Genomic DNA, 19299 nt, shown 5'->3' on the forward strand with positions numbered 1-19299 from the left:
CACCCTCCTCGCCAACCAGATCAACGGCACCAACCCCACCCCCAAAGAACTCCTCCACGAACCCGAACTCGTCGTCCGCCACTCCACCGCACCCACCCCGAAGTAGGGCCCCGCGGCGGACCCCGGCGCGGGTCGAGGCGGTCGGGCTCCCGGGCTCCCGGCCGCGGAATTCCGAGCAAGAAACCGACGGAAAAGCTTCACCGCATTCACCGCCGAATGGCGCGTATGCGCGAGCGCGGTGCCATCGGCGCAGCTCATCCCCTTGCCGGCGGCGTCACACCCATTTCGCGCCGCGCGCCGCGCCTTGGGCAGGACCGCCGGGATCCATTGCACGGGGGTGAACGCGGGGCTACGGTGCCGCTCGCTCAAGCACTCGCGCTTCTCCCCCACTTCTCCCGCGGAGTTCACCCATGCCCGAATCCCCCCGGGGCACCCGTCTGCCCAGATCGGCGCCCGCCGCGCTCGTCGCGCTGCTCGCCCTGCTGGCCGCCCTCGTCAGCTGGACCGCGCTGCGCGCCTCGGCGTCCACCGCCGGCACCGTCTACGAAGCCGAGTCGGCCGTCCTGTCCGGCGGCGCCGTGACCGCCTCCGACCACACCGGGTTCACCGGCAGCGGCTTCGTCGGCGGCTACACCGACGGCAACAAGGGCAGCGCCGCGACCACCTTCTCGGTGACCGCGGCGAGCACCGGCGGCTATGTCTCGACGCTGCGCTACGCCAACGGCACCACGGCCGCGCAGACCCTCTCGGTCTACGTCAACGGCACCAGGGCAACGCAGATCTCGCTGCCCGCGACCGCCGACTGGAACACCTGGGGCACCGTCGCCACCGCGGTCACGCTGGCGGCGGGCAGCGACACCGTCGCGTACCGCTTCGACAGCTCCGACAGCGGCAACGTCAACCTGGACAACCTCACCCTCGCCGGCGTCCCAGCTCCGCCCGCCGGCCAGTACGAGGCGGAGTCCGCGGCCCTGTCCGGCGGCACGGTGATCGCCTCCGACCACACCGGGTTCACCGGCAGCGGCTTCGTCGGCGGCTACACCGACGGCAACAAGGGCAGCGCCGCGACCACCTTCTCGGTGACCGCGGCGAGCGCGGGCGGCACGCCCGTCGCGCTGCGCTACGCCAACGGCACGGGCTCCACCCGCACCCTGTCGGTGTACGTCAACGGCGCCAAGGTCACGCAGACTTCGCTGCCCGCGACCGCCGACTGGAACACGTGGGGCTCGGTCACCGAGAACCTGACGCTGAACTCCGGTGCCAACGCGGTCGCTTACCGCTTCGACAGCTCCGACAACGGCAACGTCAACCTCGACAGCATCACCGTCGGCACCGGCACGACCACGCCGCCGACGACCCCGCCCACCACTCCGCCCGGTGACGGCGGCGGCCAGGCGTACGACGCGGCGACCGCGTTCTTCACCGGCGGCCCCTCGGTCGGCACCTCGATCGCCGGCTACGCGGGCGTCGGCTATCTGACCGGCTTCACCGCCCAGGGCGCCCAGACGCAGATCGACACCGCCGTGCCGTCCGCGGGCAGTTACGCCGTCTCCGTCGCGTACGCCAACTCCTCCGGCGCCGCGCAGACGCTCTCGCTGTACCTCAACGGCCTCAAGAACGCGCAGCTCACCCTGCCCGCGGGCAGCGGCTGGCTGTCGGTCACCAGGACCGTCGCGCTGCGCTCCGGGCTGAACCTGATCGGCCTCCAGCACGACTCCGGCGACACCGGCGACGTCGCCGTGGACGGAGTGTCGGTCGACGGCGGCACCGCGCTCGCCACCCAGGGCGCGACGCTGCCCTACACCGAGTACCGCGCCGCCGACGCCACCACCAACGGCAGCGTGCTCCCGGTCAGCCGCGCGTACCCCTCGCTCAGCGCCGAGGCCACCGGGCGCAGCGCCGTCCAGCTCACCGGCACCGGGCAGTACGTGCAGATCACCCTCACCAAGCCCGCCAACTCCGTGGTCGTGCGCTACTCGATCCCCGACACGTCCGACGGCTCGCCCACCACCGCGCCGCTCTCCCTCTTCGAGGGCGGCACCAAGGTCACCGACCTCACCCTGACCAACAAGTACGCGTGGCTGTACGGCGGCGGCTACTACGACACCAACAACCCGGCCGACGGCAGCGGCCACCACTTCTACGACGACGTGCGCTACAAGAGCGCCGCCACCTGGCCGGCCGGCACGGTCCTGAAGCTGCAGAAGGACACCACCGCCGGCGGCACGTTCACCCTCGACACGATCGACACCGAACTGGTCGACGCCGCCTACGCGATGCCCGCCGGATACGTCTCGGCCGCGGCATACGGGGTGACCCCGGGCGGCGGCGACGTCACCGCGGCGCTCAACAGCGCGCTGAGCCAGCTGTCCGGCACCGGTCAGGGCCTGTGGCTGCCCGCCGGCACGTACGGCATCTCCGGCCGGGTGAGCCTCGGCGACGTCGCGCTGCGCGGCGCGGGCCCCTGGTACACCACCCTGCAGTCCACCGCGGAGAACGGCAGCGGCGGCCTGTACGCGACCGGCGGCCGCACCCAGATCGCCGACCTCGCGGTCTTCGGCGACCACACGTTCCGCAACAACGACCAGGGCGCACCCGCCATCGAGGGCGCCTTCACCTCCGGCTCGCTGATCCTCGACGTGTGGATGGAGCACTCCAAGGTCGGCCTGTGGGCGGTGCCCGGCACCGGACTCGACGTCTCCGGCGTACGGGCCCGCGACATCTACGCCGACGGCATCCACGTGCACGGCGGCTCCTCCGGCACCCGGGTCGAGCAGTCGAACGTCCGCAACACCGGCGACGACAACATCGCCCTGGACACCGAGGGCGGCGACGTCACCCACTGCACCGTCTCGCACAACACCGTGCAGTCGCCCGTCCAGGCGGGCGGCATCGGCGTCTACGGCGGGGGCGACAACGTCGTGGAGAACAACGCCGTCAGCGACACGGTCGCCTTCGGGTCCGGCATCGACGTCAGCACCGCCTTCGGCCAGAACTTCTCGGGACCCACCACCGTCCGCGACAACCTCCTGGTGCGGGCGGGGTCGCACGAGTACAACTGGAACTCCGATCTCGGCGCGCTGTGGATCTTCGCCGACGCCAAGGGCGACATCACCCAGCCCGTCACCGTCACCGGCAACACCATCAAGGACAGCTCCTACCAGGCCGTCCTGCTCAGCTACAACCACCGGATCAGCAATCTGGCCTTCGACCACGACACCATCACCGGGGCCGGCACGTACGGCTTCGACATCAACACCGTCACCGGCAGCATGACCGTCAGCAACACCACGGTCAGCGGTACGTCCTCCGCCGCCCTCAACAATCCCGGCGGATACACGATCAACCGGGGCCCGGGCAACTCCGGCTTCTGATCCGGCCGGATGGGGAACGGGGTCCCGAGCCGACGGCTCGGGGCCCCGTTTCAGATCCGGGCGCGCTCCCACTGCTCCTTGGTGATCTCGTACCGCACGCCCCCGTGCTCGGCGCCCTCGACGCGTCCCATGTCGGGGGGAACGGGCGCGGTGTCCACGAACGTCATGCCGAGCTTCTCCATGACACGGCGCGAGCTATGGTTCACCGTCATCGTCGCGGCCCAGGCCATGCGCAGTCCGAGCCCGGTGAACCCTTTGTGCAGCAGGGCCTGCGAGCCCTCGGTGGCGTAGCCCCTGCCCCAGGACGCCTGCCGGAGCCGGTAGCCGAGTTCGGCCTCCTCGCGGGGTCCGTCCGTCTCAGGACGCAGGCAGAACCACCCGACGAACGCCCCGCCGTCGCGCTCGTGCGCGGCGAACAGCCCGAGCTCACCGTCCCACTTCTCGTACCCGGCGATGATGTACGGCAGGTGCCGCTCGCGGACCGTCTCCGGCGCGGTCGCCTCGCCCCCGGTCAGATAGCGCATCACCGCCGGATCACTGTCCAGCTCGATCAGCAGCTCCGCGTCCGCCGCCGTGAATCGCCGCAGGCTCAGCCGCTCGGTCTCCAGGTACATGTCCACCCCATGGATCCTGCCCCACACACCCACAACCGTCCAATGGCCCGTCGGGCGCGCGGCCCGGCTTCGTGCGGGGTGCCGCGGGTGGGCAAAGGGGGCGCCACGATTTTGCCAAAGATCGGAGCTATAGGGGGTAGGCAGCCCCAGTCGGATCGCCGTATAAAGCATTGACCCGACGTCAAGTCCACGGATTGCCCGACCGGAGGCGCGGTTACGGGGAGTCGTCCTCCTGCGATCCGGCGAAATGTCGGATGTCTTGGGGTTGTGGTCATCGGATCACTGAGGGCAGCCGAGGCTGCCGAGCGTCGCACTCGCTGTGGAGGCACCGTGTCATCGAGACCGTCCCTACCCCCTCACTCCCCGCCTCACCCGTCCCCGCCCCGGCGCCGTGCCCGGTCGATGGTGGCCGGCGTCGCCGCGTTGCTCACCGCCGTGTCCGGGGTCGCTCTCGCCGCGGGCACCGCGCCGGCAAGCGCGGCGGCGACCTCGACCACCGCCTGGCGGAACGGGGCCTTCGACCTCGACCCCCTCGCCGTCGTCAGCCGTGACGACATCGTCATGACCAAGGCCAACACCAATCCCAACACGTCCATGCCGCTGGGCAACGGGGCGCTCGGCGTGTCCGCGTGGGCGGCGAACGGGTTCACCGCCCAGCTCAACCGGTCGGACACCATGCCGTCGCGCAAGTCCCCGGGACAGGTCGCCATCCCGGGCCTGTCCGCCATGACCCAGGCGGCCGACTTCACAGGCCGGCTCGACCTGACCACCGGCGTCCTGGAGGAGTCCGGCGGCGGCATCTCGATGAAGGCGTGGGTCTCCACCGCCGCGGACGAGCTGGTCATCGACGTGTCCGGCGCGAACCCGGACGTCGCGCAGACCGCCTCGGTCAGCCTCTGGTCCGGCCGCCACCCGGCCGCGGCGGTGTCCGGCACCACCGGCACGCTCGCCGAGACCTGGCAGGACAGCTCCGGTTACGGGGCGAGCGGGCAGACCTTCGGGACGCTGGCCGCGATCACGGCCGACGGCCGCAACGTGAAGGCGAGTGTCGCCGGCTCCACGAAGGTGCAGCTCGACTTCACCCCGGACGCCAAGGGCGACTTCCGGGTGGTGGTGGCCGCCCCGCACTGGACCGGCGGCGACGCCGCGGCGACCGCCGCTCAGGTCATCGGCAGCAGCGCCACGCTCCCCGAGACGGCGCTGCTCGGCAAGCAGAGCGCGTGGTGGCACCAGTTCTGGGTGCATTCGGGCGTGGTCGAGATGAACTCCGCGGACGGGAACGCGGCCTACATCGAGAACCTGCGGACGCTGTACCTCTACGACGCGGCCGCCAGCTCGAAGGAGGGCACGTACTTCGGCAGCCAGGCCGGCGAGGCCGACATGTTCGCCTGGAACCAGGACAAGCAGACCTGGGCGCCGAACGACTACTGGCTGTGGAACCTGCGCGGCGAGATCTCCGCGAACATGAGCTCGGGCAACTACCAGCTCAACACGCCGATCTTCGACATGTACATCAACGACCTGCCGAACATCGAGGCGTGGACCAAGGAGCAGATGGGCGGCCTGCCCGGCGCCTGCGTGCCCGAGACGATGAGCTTCAACGGCAACGGCTACTACGGCGACGGCCCGGTCGAGTCGGACGCCTCGTGCGCCCTGGCCGCCGCGCCGCAGTGGAACGCCCTGAACGTCAGCAGCGGCGCCGAGGTGTCGCTGTACATGTGGCAGCAGTACCAGGGCACCAAGGACATCCAGTTCCTGCGCAGGGCCTTCCCGTTCATGGAGGCGACCGCCCAGTTCCTGCTGGCCTACCAGCAGGTCGGCTCCGACGGGCTGCTGCACGCGGTCGCGAACGCGCACGAGACCCAGTGGTCGGTGCAGGACCCCACCATGGACATCGTCGCGGACAAGACGATCTTCCCGATCATCGCGCAGGCGGCCGAGATCGTCGGTGACTCCCCCGCCCAGGACCCGCTGCTGGGCACTTTCGCCACCGCGCTGACGCAGATCCCGCCGTACCCGCGCACCGACGCCAAGACCAGGTCCCAGCTGCTCAACCCCGGCTACTCCGAGGCCGAGACCCAGGCCGCGGACGCCACCGGGACCGACATGATCGGCATCTCGTACCAGCCGGCCGCCCAGCGGCACAACGGCGAGAACCTCGAACTCGAGCCGCTGTGGCCCTGGAACCAGGTCAGCGACCAGGACGCCAACCTGTTCTCGCTGGAGCAGCGCGGCTACACCAACCGGCCGAACAAGGGCGGCAACGACTGGTCCTACGACGCCGTGGACGCGGCCCGGCTCCAGCAGCCCGCCCAGGTCGAGGCCGACCTGGTCTCGATCACCGAGGCCCACCAGGTCTATGTGAACGGCCTGGCCGACATCAACAACTCCATCGGCTACCAGCCGTACCAGGAGCAGTCCGCCAACGTCGCCGCCGCCGTGAACGAGGCCCTCGCCCAGGACTACGACGGCATCATCCGGTTCGCCCCCGCGTGGCCTTCGGACTGGGACGGCAGCGGCTCCGTCGCCATCCAGCACAAGAGCAAGGTCGACGTCCAGGTCGAGAACGGCGAACTCGTCACCGCCGCCGTCGAGGCCGCCACCACCGAGAGCCTCAAGGTCAAGAACCCCTGGCCCGGCCGGCAGGTCCAGGTGGTCGACGGCAGCACCGGCGCGATCGTCGTCGCCCCGACCTCGGACGCGGTGGTGACGCTGAACGCCCGGGCCGGTTCCTCCTACCTGGTCGAGCAGCCCGGCTCACCGACCTCGGCCCGGCCGTACGCCCCGGTCACCGGCGTCCCGGCCACCACGGACAAGCGCCTGGGCACCCGGCACATCGGGCTCGACGACACGCCGACGCCGCCGCCGTGCGCCACGCCCACTGCGCCGCTGCTGGCCGCGTACGACCCGACGTCGGGCAGCACCGTCACGGACGTCTCCGGAAACAAGCGGGACCTGTCCTTCGCCCACGAGTCCGCGTCCTACGCGTCGGACGGGCCCACGGGGTCGGCTGCGGTTCTGGGCAGCGGCGGCTACCTCACCTCGGCGGCGACGTCGATGGGGTTCGTCCCCGACGCGACGTTCGCCGTGGAGGTCAAGGCGGAGCCGTCCGCGAGCTACCGGCGGATCTGGGACTGGAAGTCCTCGGGCGGGGGTGACGGCGACGGACTGCTCCTCGACCTGACCCCGTCGAACGCCCTGCGCATCATCACCACGGGCACGAACCACACGTTCGCCACCCAACTGCCCATGGACACATGGGTGAACCTGGTGGTCACGGTGGCCGACACCGGTGACGTGACGGTCTACTTCGACGGCAAGCAGGTCGACCGGACCACCATAGGGGAGACCGATCCCCCGGGCATCAACGGCTGCGCGACCGGTGCGGTGCACCTGGGAGCCGACCAGGGTGGCGGCCAGTCCCTGACCGGCGAGATCGACCGCGCCGCGGTCTTCACCCGCGCGCTGACCCCCACGGAGGTCGCCGGCTGGCAGCACGAGGCCGGCCTGGCCTGAGCAGTCCCCTCACCGCGGAGCCCCCAGCCGTCCCCAGCCGGGGGCTCCGCGCTTCTCGCTGGTCATCCCTGTGCGGATGCCGCACGTCGGGATCGGGCGTGCCCCGCCTAGCGGGCCGCCTGGTGCAGGCTGGCGAACTCGTGGGCGAGGATGCCCATCACGACCAGGTCGTGGTGGCGACCGCCGAAGAACGCGCGCTCGCGAAGGCGGCCCTCGTCGACGAATCCCAGCTTGCGGTGGAGCGCCAAGGACGCCTCGTTGTGGGCGAGTATCCGGGCCTCGCACTTGTGGTAGCGCCGTTCGGCGAACATGAACCGCAGCAGCATGACCACCGCTTCCGTCGCATAGCCCTTGCGGCGGTGGTCCGCGCCCAGGGTCACGCCGTACTCGAACCAGCCCATGTTCGGGTCGGCCTCGTGCGACGCCACGACCCCGACGGCTTCGCTGGTCTCGACCGATTCGACCACCATCACGAACCGGTCCCCGGCCGGAGTGGCCCCGGCCGCCTCCTTCGCCCGCGAGCGGAAGTGCTCGGCGGAGCGCGGCGGGTGCAGCAGGTCTCCCAGGCCCTCCTCGTCAACGGCGAAGCGCTGCAGCGCAGTCCAGTCCGCCGGCTCGACACCGCGCAGGCGCACTCGTGAACCAACCCAGAACGAGGTCATCCCTCATTTGATCACGCTGCGGCAGCGGCCGGTCCCGCGGCGGTCGGCCCGCTGCTGGTGCGTGCGCGGGAGGCGGCGCTGGCATAGCTGCGCGATGTGCTGCGCTCCGTCCACCCACCCGCCCGTCCTCGCCGACCGGCGGCACGGTCCGCGCCCTCAGCGCGAACGGGGCCTGTCCAACGGGGTGTTGACTTCCCTACGGGTATTAGGGTTTCCTCAATGCATGAGGGACGACCGGAGGCTGCGCCGGCGCAGGGAGACCGTGCAGGAGATCCTCGACACCGCGCTCGACGTCATGGCGGTGGAGGGTGTCGCCGCGCTGAGCATGGCCGAGGTCGCCCGGCGGGTGGGGGTGCGCCCGCCCTCGCTCTACCAGTACTTCCCGTCGAAAACGGCCGTCTACGACGCCCTGTTCGAGCGCGGCATGCGCGAGACGGTCGAGGTCCTGGAGCCCTACCGGGCCGGCCTGTCCGAGGATCCGCGAGGCGCGATCCTGGCGGGCCAACAGGCCACCGTCGCCTGGGCGATGGCCAACCCGGTGCTGGCGCAGCTGCTCTACTGGCGGCCCGTTCCCGGATTCGAACCGTCCCCCCGGGCATTCGAACCCGCGGTGCGGCAGCTGGAGATCCTGCGGACGGCGCTTCAAGCGGCGGTACAGGCCGGGCAACTCTCCCCCGCGGCCGCCGCCGAGGAAGGCATCGCCCTCTACACGGCGCTGGTGTCCGGTGTGATCAGCCAGCAACTCGCCAACGAGCCGTCCGCGCAGGTCGAACAGGGCCGTTTCTCCCGGCTCACGCGGACGGCGGTGGACATGTTCTTCCACTTCTACGCCCCCGAGGAGGGCGAGTCCCATGGATCAGACCTACGTAGAGGCCGCGCGCCTGCCGCGGACTGACCGCGATCGGTCGGCCGCGGTGGCCGAGGTACAGGGTCGGGCGGCCCTGGACGTGCTCCACAAGCTCGGCGACGAGGACTGGCGACGCCCCACGGACTGCGTGGAATGGGACGTGCGCACCCTCGTCTCCCACCTCGTCGCCCAGTGCGAGGACAACATCAGCCTGCCGACCATGCTGCGCCGCGAGATCGCGGGACGGCGGCGCCACCCCGGCAAGGGCCCGGTGGACGCGCACATGGCAGCCCAGGTCGCCGACCACGCGGCCGCCTCCGGACCGGCGCTGGTCGAGCGGTTCGCGCTGCTGTGGCCGCGCGCCGTGGCGGCCCGCCGGCGCCGGCCGGGCCTGCTGCGGCGTGCCAAGGTCGACACGGGGATCCCCGGGGCGTCGCGGATGTCCGTCGGCCACCTGCTCGACACCGTCTACAACCGCGACCTGTGGATGCACCGCATCGACCTGGCCCGGGCCACGGGACAGCCCGCCGGCGTGGGCGAGGACGAGCGGCAGATCGTCGAGGAGGCCGTCCGCGACCTGGCCCTGTCCTGGTCGCAGGCTCCCCTCGCCCTGGAACTCACCGGCCCCGCGGGCGGCGCGTGGCTGATCGGCGCGGGCGAGCCGACGGCCGTCGTCAGGGCGGACGCCGTGGCCTACATGCGCGCGCTGGCCGGCCGCGACGACGAGGTACCCCTGGAGCTGGTGTCCGGAGCGGAGTCCGCCCTCCCCGCCGCCCACCGGGCCAGGATCGTCTTCTGAACGGGCCCGGCTCACGAGCGGCCGACCGGGGCGGCGGACCCCTCCTGCGAGGGTTCCGCTCCGCCCGCCACCGGGCCTTCGGGTATGATGACTGACAAAATTGTCGCCAACTTCTGCGGGATACAGCAGTGACGATGCGCCCCCCTCTGGCCGAGGCCGGCTCCACGGCGTCAGCCACCGAAGCGATTCGCGCCGCCATCACCAGCGGGAGTTTCGCCCCGAACCAGCGCCTGGTGGAAGCCGAGTTGTCCGAGCAGTTCGGCACCAGCCGGGCCGCGGTGCGCAACGCGCTGATCGAACTGGCCGCCGAGGGCCTGGTCGAGCGCATCCAGAACCGCGGCGCCCGTGTCCGGGCCGTCCCGCTGGCCGAGGCCGTCGAGATCACCGAGGTCCGGATGGTCCTCGAGGGACTCTGCGCGGCCAAGGCGGCCGAGCGGGCCACCGAGGAGGACCGGCGGACGCTGGAGGGGATCGGGGAACGGATGCGGGCCGCGGTGTCCGGCGGCGATCCGCTCACCTACTCGGCGCTCAACCAGGAGCTGCACGGCCGGATCCTCGCCATCAGCGGGCAGCGCACGGCCTGCGCGGTCCTCGAGCGGCTGCGCGCGCAGCAGGTGCACCACCAGTTCCGCCTCGCGATGCAACCGGGCCGGACCACCGTCTCGCTGCCGCAGCACCTGGCCGTCATCGAGGCCGTCCGCTCGGGCGACGCCGCGGCCGCGGAGGCGGCGATGCGCGCGCACCTGGCGAGCGTGGTGGCGGCCCTACCGGAAACCGCACCGCCTTCCGACCTGATGCGCGGCCTCTAGAGCTGCGACCTGCCAGGTCCACCGGCTCCGGTTCGACCGAGCCGCCGCACGCGGAGCGCACACCCTGGCCTGAGCGGGGTGTCGGAGCCTGCCGATAGTGTCGGCAGGCTGGTCCGACTCGTCTCCGGGAGACCGCTGTGGACATCCTGCTCATCGCCGGCCTGTGGCTCGACGGATCCGCCTGGGACGGTGTCGTACCCGAACTCACCGCGCTCGGCCACCGTCCCGTGCCGCTCACCCTCCCCGGCCAGGGCGACGGGACAGCCTCCGCGACACTGGACGACCAGGTGGGAGCGGTGCTCGCGGCGGTTGACGCGGTGCCCGGGAAGCCCCTGGTGGTCGGGCACTCCGCCGCATCGAGCCTGGCCTGGCTGGCCGCCGACGCCCGGCCGGAGAAGGTGGCCAAGGTCGCCCTGATCGGGGGCTTTCCCGCACCCGACGGACGGGCCTACGCCGATCACTTCGCGATCCAGAGCGGCGCCATGCCCTTCCCGGGCTGGGGCCCCTTCGAGGAAGCCGACGCCGCCGACCTCGACCAGGAGGCCCGGGACCGCTTCGCGTCCGCCGCCGTTCCTGTCCCCGAGGCGGTCGCCAGGGGGATCGTTCGTCTGACCGACGAGCGCCGTTTCGACGTCCCCGTCGCGGTGGTCTGCCCTGAGTTCACGCCGGCCGACGCCAAGGAGTGGATCGCCGCCGGGGAGAGCACTGAACTCGCCCGTGTCGCCCACCTCGAGTACCTGGACCTCGACTCGGGCCACTGGCCGATGGCCACCCGCCCCCGCGAACTCGCCCGGGTCCTGGCGAAGGCTGCCATGTCCTAGCCGTTCCGGGGTGGTCAGGCCACCGGCGGGGTGCCGTGGGTGTGGAAGGACGCGATCGTCTTCAGGCCCCATGCCTGGCCCTTGGCCCGCTCGGCCTCGGTCCACGTGATCAGTTTCCAGTCGGGGGCGAGGACGAGGCGGGTGAGCGGGTTGCACAGCTCGATGCGGTTGCCGCCGGGCTCGTAGACGTAGAGGAAGAACGTCTGCTGGATGGCGTGCTTGTGCGGGCCCGTCTCGATGAAGACGTCGTTCTCCAGGAACTGGTCGGCTGCCCGGAGGATGTCCTCGCGGGTGTCGGTGGCGAAGGCGATGTGGTGCAGCCGGCCGCGGCTGCCGGTCCAGTCGTCGGTGTAGACGATGTCGTAGGACTTGTTGCCGAAGGTCATCCACCGGGCGGCGATCACACCGCTGTCGAGGCGGATCTGCTCGGTGGGCATGGCCCCGAGCACGTCGCACACGAAGTCGGTGGTCGCTTCGACCTCCTCGGCGAGGAAGTTCACGTGGTCGAGGCGGCGCACCGTGAAGCCGTTCCCGGGGTGGCGCTGCGGCTGGTTCTTGAGCGAGGGAGCGAGCGCGGGCGGCGCCTGGTACCACTCCGACTCCCAGTAGACCTCCAGCTCGTGGCCGTCAGGGTCGCGGAAGAGGTACGTCGGGCCCAGTCCCGGGTCGCCGTCGCGCCAGCCGATCCCCAGGCCCGCTGCCTCGATCGCCTTCACCCGCCGCTCCAGCGCCTCCTGACTGCCGGCCCGCAGTCCGGTGCGCCGGATCCCCGATGTGTGATGCGCCGTCAGTTTCAGTGAGTGGTGCTCGTAGTCGTCGAAGGTGCGCAGGTACACCGAGTCGCCCTGGCGGCCGTTCTCGGTCAGGCCCATGATCCGGGTGAAGAAGTCGAGGCTCTCCTCGGGGCGGGGCGTGAGCAGTTCGACGTGGGCCAGGTGGGCGATCTCGTGCATGGGTGCCATGGCGGGTCGGTCTCTCCGTCGGGTCGAGGTCAGTACGAGCGGGGGAAGACGGTGCCGTCGAACAGTTTGCGTGCGGTGCGGACCACGGCGGAGCGGCGCACGCGGACGCCTCCGCCGGCGCCGTCCCCGTCGAGTTCGACGGCCACGTCGAGCCGTCCGGTGGGGTGCTCGATGCCCAGGGCTTCGCCGGCCGCGGGCGGTGCCAGCAGTTCCCGGCCGACGGCGCCGTCCATCGACAGGGCGGTGGCCACGGTGATCGCACCGAGCACTCCGATGGACTCGTGCGGGCGCAGCGGGATGAACGTGCGGGTGGTGACGGCCCCGCCGTACCGCGGGGCGGCGACCAGCGTGGTCTTGGGCACCGGCGCCTCGCCGACGTCGCCGAGGCCCATGAGCGTGCCCGCCCGCAGGCGGAGCGACTGGATCCGGTCCAGCAACGCGGTGTCGCCGGCGAGTTGCGCGGGCGTCTCGTACCCGGTCACGCCCAGGTCCGCGGCCCGGGCGATCACCACCGGCATCCCGTTGTCGACGCACGTGACCGGGACACCGTCGACGACGTCGCTGACGTGTCCGGTGGGCAGCAGGCTTCCGCAGGCGGAGCCCTCGGTGCCGGCGAAGTCGAGGAGGACGGGGGCCGCCGTCCCGGGGACGCCGCTGATCGCCGTGGCGCCCGCGTACTCCACCTGGCCGCCGGGGGTCGGAAAGGTCGCCGTGGCGAGGCTGCCGGAGTTGACCATCCGGATACGCACCCGCGTCTCGGTGTCCGCGGCCGGGAAGAGCCCGCGCTCCACGGCGAACTGCCCGACGCCTGCCAGGATGTTCCCGCAGTTCTGCCGGTCCGAGACGTGCGCCGTGTCCACGCCGAGCTGCAGGAACAGGTAGTCGATGTCGGCGTCCGGGCTCGCGGAGGCGGACATGACCGCGACCTTGCTGGTGAGCGGATGGGCTCCGCCGATGCCGTCGATCTGGCGCGGGTCGGGAGAGCCCATGATCCGCAGGAGCAGCTCGTCGCGCTCGCGGGGGTCGGCCGGCAGGTCCCGGGCGAGGAAGTAGGCGCCCTTGGAGGTGCCGCCGCGCATGACCATGCACGGCAGGCCGGGCTGGTGACCGGTCATCGTCAGCTGCCGGTGGTGGTGTCGGAGCCGCCGCGTGCGGCGTACGCGTCGTGGTCGACGTACTCGATGCCGAGGCCGGCCAGCCGTTCGCGCAGGCCGTACCGGTCCAGGCCCAGCTCGCCGGCGAGGAACGCCTCCCGCGACGCGTCCTCCTTGGCCGTACGTGCCGCCGCCGCGGTGACCGCGTGGTCCGCGTCGCCGCGCGGCACGACCATCGCACCGTCGTCGTCGGCCAGGACCACGTCGCCGGGGCGGATCGTCTGCCCGCCGATGGTGACGGGCACGTTGACCGCTCCGGGTGTGGCCTTGACGGTGCCCTGGGCGCTGACCGCCGCGGACCACACGGGGAATCCCATCGCGTGCAGCTCGGCCACGTCGCGCACGCCGGCGGCGGTCACCAGGCCGCGCACGCCGCGCCGCCGCAGCGCGGTGGCGAACAGCTCGCCGAACATGCCGTCGGTCGAGGGGGAGGTGGTGGCGACGACGAGCACGTCGCCGGGGCGGCACTGTTCGACGGCGACATGGATCATCAGGTTGTCGCCGGGCCAGGACAGCACGGTGACCGCCGTTCCGGCGATCCGTGAGCCGAGGTGGACCGGACGGATGCCGGGGCCGAGGTAACCGGTGCGGCCCAGCGCCTCGTGGACCGTCGCGACGCCGAACGGCGCCAGTTTCTCGACGAGTTCGGCCCGCGCGCGGGGCGGGTCGGTGACGACGACGGTCCTCATGCCAGCACTCCCGTGGTCTGCGGGTACAGGCGCACGAAGGCCTCGGCCCGGCAGTCGTGGGGCAGGCCCAGGTTGGGGCCGGCGTTGCGCCGGAGCTGGACGCCGCGGCGCTTGGCCAGGTCGGTGTAGTAGTCCCACATGTGCTCCTGCGCGGGCAGGCATTCCATGGCCTTGCGCTTGCGCTCCCACACAGAGGTGATGTCGAGCAGCGTGTCCGGCTTGAAGTCGCACTGCTCGGGCTGGTGCGGCTCGAAGTGGAAGACGGGAGGGGCGCCCAGGGGCGCGCCGGGGGCGTCGTAGCCGATGGCCTGCGCGAGGATCCGGGCCTGGATCGCCATCCGGGCGGCGGCCGGGTGATCGCCGTTGTACGGGTCGGCGAGCGTGTGGGTCAGCACGACGGCGGGCTCGACCTCGCGGTGGATGCGGACCAGGCGGTCCACGAGCTGCGGGGTCTCCAGCAGGGGGTAGTCGCCGGCGTCCAGGAACTCGACGTCGGCGCCGAGAGCGGCGGCGGCGTTCTCCGCCTCGCTTCTGCGCAGCGCCTTGATCTCGTCGAGGCTCTTCCCCTCGCGCCAGGCGCGGGCCGACTCGCCCCGCTCGCCGAAGCTGAGGCAGACGACCTTGGCGGGCCGGCCGGCCGCGGCGGTCAGCGCGATCGCGCCGCCGGCGCGCCAGACGAAGTCGCCCGCGTGGGCGCTGACCACCAGGAGCGGCCCTGCCGCGGTGGGAGCGGGGGCGTCCGGTGGGGACGTGGGGTTCGTGGTCATGGTGCCTCTCCAAGGGGGGCGCGTCCGGCGGTGTGGCCTCGCGTTCTCGCGGACGGCTTGACCCTAGGTTCTGCTCTCAAAATCGTCAACAATATGCGCGACAACTCTTGCGCCATTGTCCCCGGCGGCCTAACGTCCCTCGCACGTCGACGCGCCCGGCGCGGAAGACACCCCTCGGCAGTGGGCTGCCCGTCGAGCACCACCCGGTCCGAGAAGACCGAGCACCACTCGGTCCGAGAAGACACCGACGTTTTCCCGAGGAATGGGGACCCACCTTGTCCACCCCGCTGTCAGCCCCAGGACAACCGGGCACCGCGCCCGGTCAGAGATTCCGCCACACGAGCCTGAGCCTGGCCACGATCGTCGCCGTGGGCTTCGCGGTCTGCCTGGCCCAGATCGGCCTGGCTGTCCCCGCGACCCTGAACGGCACGTTCCAGCAGGTGCTCCACCCGACGGGCGCCTCGCAGCTGGACTGGATCTCCGACTGCACCCTGCTGCCGATCGCCGCCCTGGAACTCACCTTCGGCGTGCTGGGCGACCTGTTCGGCCGCAAGCGCCTGCTGGTCGGCGGATCGCTCCTGCTGCTCGTCGGCGAGATCGTCTCCGGCACGTCGAGCGGCGTCGCGCAGATGTACGTCGGGCAGTTCATCGCCGGCCTCGGCTCGGCCGCGCTGTTCCCGACCACGCTGGCCATCATCGCCTCGGGCAGCCACACCCATGCGAGCCGGGCCCGCATGATCGCCCTGTGGGCGGCCCTGCTGTCCACCGGCAACTTCATCGCCCCGATGCTGGGCGGGCTCACCGCGACCTACGCGAGCTGGCGCCTGGCCTTCTGGATCATCGTGATCCTGGCGGCGGTGGGCACCGCCTTCAGCCAGCTGTTCGCCGAGGACTCGCGCTCGCCGGAGGACCGCTCGCTGGACATGCCGGGCCAGATCACCGTCGGGCTCGGGCTGTTCGCCCTCCTCTACGCCGTGATCGAGGGCCCGACGGCCGGCTGGGGCAGCCCGACCATCGTCGTCTCCTTCCTCGTGGCCGCCGCCCTCCTGGTGGCGTTCGTGGTCGTCGAGACGAAGGTCCGCAACCCGCTGCTGCGGATGGACCTGTTCAGGAACCGCGCCTTCGCGCTCGCGGCGGCCGTCACCGTGGTCGGCATGTTCTCCTTCCTGGGTACCGCCTATGCGATCAGCATCCGCATGGAGGTGATCCAGCACCAGAGCGCCATCCGCACCTCGGTCGCCTTCGTCCTGCTGAGCGGGCTGACCATCTTCCTTTTCCCGCTGACCTCGTTCATGATGGCCCGCTACCAGCCCCGGTGGATCCTGACCGGCGGCTTCCTGCTGATGGGCGTCGGCCAGCTCCTCGCCTCCCGGATGCCGATCACCGACACCGCGCTCACCACGATCGTCGTGCCGATGGGCCTGGTCGGCGTCGGCTTCTCCTTCGCCGTCTCCTCGGTCACCGCGACCGTCGTCAACACCGTCCCGCCGAAGCTCGCGGGCATGGCCGCGGCGACGACCAGCATGGTGCGCGACTTCGGCTTCGCCATGGGCCCCGCGGTCATCGGCGCGATCGCGCTCAGCAAGGCCGGGACACTGTTCGACTCGGCGGTCGGCACCGACCCGTCGATGGCATCCGTCCGGGCCGAGGCCGAGGGGGCCGGCCCGGTCACGGTCAACTCCGTCCCGCCGGACGTTCCGTTCAGCAAGGCCGCCTCGCACGCGGTCACCGCCCTCGACCACGGCTACTCGCTGGGCTTCCTGATCGTCGCCCTCGCCGCGCTGCTGTGCGCCGTCACCACGGCCCTGTTCCTGGGCGGCGAGAGCGAGCGCAAGGCGGAGGTCGCCACCGTCGAGCAGGAGGGCAGCGCGGTCACGGCCTGACCGGGCCCACGAGTACGGCCGGCCGGGCGTGACGGTACCCGGCGAAGCCCCCCGTGCGGTGAGGACTCGACGTCCCACACCGCACCGGAGGTCTTCGCCGGGCTCACCGCACTGCGCGGGTCAGCAGGTCTGGACGTAGTAGGCGCGGCCGCCGCTGTCGCCCATGTACCCGGGGGGCCTGCCGGAGAACGGGGCGGTGACCGAGCCGAGGTAGTTGTGGTTGACGTCGTAGAACCAGGTCATGGTGCCCGAGTACTGGTTGTCGCTCACCCAGGTGATGTTGTCGGTGCTCCCGTAGTAGTGCTCCGCGCAGGCGTACCAGGGGCCCGACCAGGTCCAGGTGTCCGTCGTGTTGTGATGGATGTGCAGGCAGATGTACCCCGACGGCACGCTGTCGCACGTTGCCGCCTGTGCCGGGCTTGCGGCGGTGAGACCCAGCCCGGCGGCCGACAGGACGCCCGCCGCCGCCAGTGCGGCCAGCTTCGCCCTTCGTGTCGCTCGCATCCGACTCGCTCCTCGCTGTGAGGGTGGTTGGTGGTCTTCCTCGAGCTGCGACCGTAGGGCCCGGTGCCGTCGGTAACTCGCCAGAATGCGCCGGCCTCCTCGCCATTTCGCACCGGCCGTGACAGGGCGCGCAGCGGGGACGGGCTAGCCTCTACCGGGCAGTGCACTGGTCGCCAGGGGGGTGGCATGACGGCGGTTTTCACCGATGTGGAGAGCATGCAGGCCGCGGTGTCGTCGATCATGGTTCCGTTGCAGCTCACCGCACCCCTCGGCACGCCCTTCCAGGTACAGGTCAGCTCGGCGCACGCCGGAGAAGTGGCCGTGGCCCGTATCGAGGACGGGCAGGGCCTGGTCGACCGCCGGCACAGGCTGATCACCTCCACCGATCCCGAGTTGTTCATGGTGGCGCTGGACCGCCGGGGGCCGGTCTGCGGGGAACAGGACGGCCGCCGGCACCGGGCACGGCGCGGCGAGTTGATGTTCCTGGACACCACCCGGCCCTACCGGCTGCGCTACGACGATCCGTGCGACGCGGTGATTCTCATGGTGCCGCGAGCCTCGCTCGGCCTCCACGCGGACGGGCTGCGCGGCAGGACGGCGGTCCCGCTGTCCGCCGACAGCGGGACCCGGGCGGTGGTCAGTGCGTTCTTCAGCGGACTCGGCGCACAGATGGACCACATGCCCGGACCTTCCGGCGCCCCGTTGGGCCACGCCCTCACCGCGCTGCTCGTCGCGGCCATCAGCCAGACCGCACCCGAACGGTCGGACCCCGCCACGGAGTTGAGCGACAAGATCGCCGCCTACGTCCTGGTGAACATCGCCGACCCGGGACTGTGCGTGGAGTCCGTGGCACGCCGGTTCGCCATCTCGCCCCGCAAGCTGCACCGGCTCTTCGCCCGCCGGCCAGAGACGTTCGCCGCCTGGCTCCGCGAAGAGCGGCTGCGCCGCGTCCACCACGACCTGCGGAACCCGGCTTTCGCCCAGCGCACCGTCGCGGCCATCGCCGCCCGATGGGGCCTGTATGACCCCGCCCACCTCAGCCGCCTGTTCACGGCCCGCTTCGGCCAGACCCCCGCGGAAGTCCGCCGCCTCGGCCCCCACCGGAACCCATGACCCGCCCCTCGCCTTGCAAGCTTTCCTGCTAAGCCAGTTGGGAAAGCAGGACGTACGTCTCGTGGTGAGCGTGGACCGTGCCGCCAAGCCCATCGATCCTCGAACGCAGTTCCAGAAGCAGGGCGGTGAGGCGGTCCGTCCCAAGTCTCACGTGATCGCTGACGGTTGCGGCAAGACCGACCCATGCGTCAGCGCCGAAGGTGCGCTCCCACCGGTAGCTCCTCATCTCCACCGGCGAGAACGCGGGGCTTCGTTCGAAGGGGTCGGCACCGGAGGCGTGCACTCGGGGCGTGGCCTGTGCCGGGCGCCATATCTGGGCGACCTCCGGCGCGTACCGGCGGTAGATCGGGTCGAACGCGGCACCTACGGCCTCGTCCACCACCGTCGAGGTCCAGAAACGCGCGATCGTCCCGCCGGCGTCCAGCACCTCGGCGGCCTTGGCGACCCCGCGCACGGGGTCGATCCAGTGCCATGCGTCACCGCAGGTGACGAGGTCGAACGTGCGCCCCGCGCAGTCCCATGACTCGAAGGCGGAGACCTCCACGTCCACACCGTGGCTGCGCGCGACCTGAGCCATCCGCTCGTCCAACTCGACGCCGAGGACGGGCAGTCCGCGCTCGGCCAGCGCCACGGCGGCCTTGCCGGTGCCGCATCCGACATCGAGGACCTTCGCCGGCCGCAGCCCGGCCAGGTCGTCGATCAGCTCGCGGGGATAGGTCAGGCGGTAGCGGTCGTACTCCTCTGCCACGGAACCGAATGACCCGGCCCGCTCGCGATCAAGGTGA

At 71.4% G+C, this 19299-nt stretch carries 16 protein-coding genes; 8 read left to right on the top strand and 8 right to left on the bottom strand.

Going from position 1 to position 19299, the window contains the following annotated elements; genetic code table 11:
* Positions 1 to 410 precede the first annotated feature (410 nt).
* On the top strand, positions 411 to 3374 hold the full coding sequence (locus tag ACH4TG_RS07405; RefSeq protein ID WP_398241207.1) for a CBM35 domain-containing protein: 2964 nt from the start codon (positions 411 to 413) through the stop codon (positions 3372 to 3374).
* Between the two features lie 50 nt (positions 3375 to 3424).
* Here the strand turns inward: ACH4TG_RS07405 and ACH4TG_RS07410 are convergent, their stop codons facing one another.
* On the bottom strand, positions 3425 to 3994 hold the full coding sequence (locus ACH4TG_RS07410) for a GNAT family N-acetyltransferase (protein ID WP_398241208.1): 570 nt from the start codon (positions 3992 to 3994) through the stop codon (positions 3425 to 3427).
* Between the two features lie 429 nt (positions 3995 to 4423).
* Between ACH4TG_RS07410 and ACH4TG_RS07415 the strand changes: the two genes are divergently transcribed.
* Positions 4424 to 7504: a LamG domain-containing protein gene (locus tag ACH4TG_RS07415; protein ID WP_398241209.1), complete on the top strand. Its 3081-nt coding sequence runs from the start codon at positions 4424 to 4426 to the stop codon at positions 7502 to 7504.
* A 107-nt stretch (positions 7505 to 7611) separates the two neighbouring features.
* Here the strand turns inward: ACH4TG_RS07415 and ACH4TG_RS07420 are convergent, their stop codons facing one another.
* Positions 7612 to 8166 (bottom strand): GNAT family N-acetyltransferase, encoded by a 555-nt coding sequence (locus tag ACH4TG_RS07420; RefSeq protein ID WP_398241210.1) that lies wholly within the window; start codon positions 8164 to 8166, stop codon positions 7612 to 7614.
* Positions 8167 to 8389: 223 nt separating this feature from the next.
* Here ACH4TG_RS07420 and ACH4TG_RS07425 point away from each other — a divergent pair, with 223 nt between their 5' ends.
* The 4 genes from ACH4TG_RS07425 (at position 8390) to ACH4TG_RS07440 (ending at position 11442) form a co-directional block, all read left to right on the top strand.
* Complete coding sequence (locus ACH4TG_RS07425; RefSeq protein ID WP_398241211.1) at positions 8390 to 9061, top strand: TetR/AcrR family transcriptional regulator; 672 nt, start codon at positions 8390 to 8392, stop codon at positions 9059 to 9061.
* On the top strand, positions 9018 to 9812 hold the full coding sequence (locus ACH4TG_RS07430; RefSeq protein ID WP_398241212.1) for a maleylpyruvate isomerase family mycothiol-dependent enzyme: 795 nt from the start codon (positions 9018 to 9020) through the stop codon (positions 9810 to 9812). The genes ACH4TG_RS07425 and ACH4TG_RS07430 overlap by 44 nt, the downstream gene beginning before the upstream one ends.
* A gap of 134 nt (positions 9813 to 9946) precedes the next feature.
* Positions 9947 to 10621, top strand: coding sequence for a GntR family transcriptional regulator (locus ACH4TG_RS07435; RefSeq protein WP_398241213.1), 675 nt, complete (start codon positions 9947 to 9949; stop codon positions 10619 to 10621).
* A gap of 137 nt (positions 10622 to 10758) precedes the next feature.
* Positions 10759 to 11442, top strand: coding sequence for an alpha/beta fold hydrolase (locus ACH4TG_RS07440; RefSeq protein WP_398241214.1), 684 nt, complete (start codon positions 10759 to 10761; stop codon positions 11440 to 11442).
* Between the two features lie 14 nt (positions 11443 to 11456).
* Here the strand turns inward: ACH4TG_RS07440 and ACH4TG_RS07445 are convergent, their stop codons facing one another.
* The 4 genes from ACH4TG_RS07445 to ACH4TG_RS07460 are packed head-to-tail and all read right to left on the bottom strand — an operon-like array spanning position 11457 to position 15014.
* Entirely contained in the window at positions 11457 to 12404 is a 948-nt protein-coding gene (locus ACH4TG_RS07445; RefSeq protein ID WP_398241215.1) for a catechol 2,3-dioxygenase, read from the bottom strand.
* 29 nt (positions 12405 to 12433) lie between these two features.
* Complete coding sequence (locus ACH4TG_RS07450) at positions 12434 to 13519, bottom strand: 4-oxalomesaconate tautomerase (protein ID WP_398241216.1); 1086 nt, start codon at positions 13517 to 13519, stop codon at positions 12434 to 12436.
* Positions 13520 to 13521: 2 nt separating this feature from the next.
* A complete protein-coding gene (locus ACH4TG_RS07455) occupies positions 13522 to 14247 on the bottom strand; it encodes a 4-carboxy-4-hydroxy-2-oxoadipate aldolase/oxaloacetate decarboxylase (RefSeq protein WP_398241217.1) in 726 nt (241 codons plus the stop codon).
* Positions 14244 to 15014, bottom strand: a complete 771-nt coding sequence (locus ACH4TG_RS07460; protein ID WP_398241218.1) for a PIG-L deacetylase family protein — start codon at positions 15012 to 15014, stop codon at positions 14244 to 14246. Before ACH4TG_RS07460 ends, ACH4TG_RS07455 begins: the two co-directional genes overlap by 4 nt.
* 368 nt (positions 15015 to 15382) lie before the next feature.
* Here ACH4TG_RS07460 and ACH4TG_RS07465 point away from each other — a divergent pair, with 368 nt between their 5' ends.
* Positions 15383 to 16897, top strand: a complete 1515-nt coding sequence (locus ACH4TG_RS07465) for an MFS transporter (protein WP_398241219.1) — start codon at positions 15383 to 15385, stop codon at positions 16895 to 16897.
* Positions 16898 to 17017: 120 nt separating this feature from the next.
* Here the strand turns inward: ACH4TG_RS07465 and ACH4TG_RS07470 are convergent, their stop codons facing one another.
* Complete coding sequence (locus ACH4TG_RS07470) at positions 17018 to 17401, bottom strand: hypothetical protein (RefSeq protein ID WP_398241220.1); 384 nt, start codon at positions 17399 to 17401, stop codon at positions 17018 to 17020.
* A 186-nt stretch (positions 17402 to 17587) separates the two neighbouring features.
* Between ACH4TG_RS07470 and ACH4TG_RS07475 the strand changes: the two genes are divergently transcribed.
* Entirely contained in the window at positions 17588 to 18514 is a 927-nt protein-coding gene (locus tag ACH4TG_RS07475) for a helix-turn-helix domain-containing protein (RefSeq protein ID WP_398241221.1), read from the top strand.
* Positions 18515 to 18542: 28 nt separating this feature from the next.
* On the opposite strand, the gene ACH4TG_RS07480 is transcribed toward ACH4TG_RS07475, so the two are convergent.
* Entirely contained in the window at positions 18543 to 19262 is a 720-nt protein-coding gene (locus ACH4TG_RS07480; RefSeq protein ID WP_398241222.1) for a class I SAM-dependent methyltransferase, read from the bottom strand.
* Positions 19263 to 19299 lie beyond the last annotated feature (37 nt).

It is taken from the genome of Streptomyces sp. NPDC020917 (assembly GCF_044333795.1).
In the GTDB taxonomy this organism is placed as follows: domain Bacteria; phylum Actinomycetota; class Actinomycetes; order Streptomycetales; family Streptomycetaceae; genus Actinacidiphila.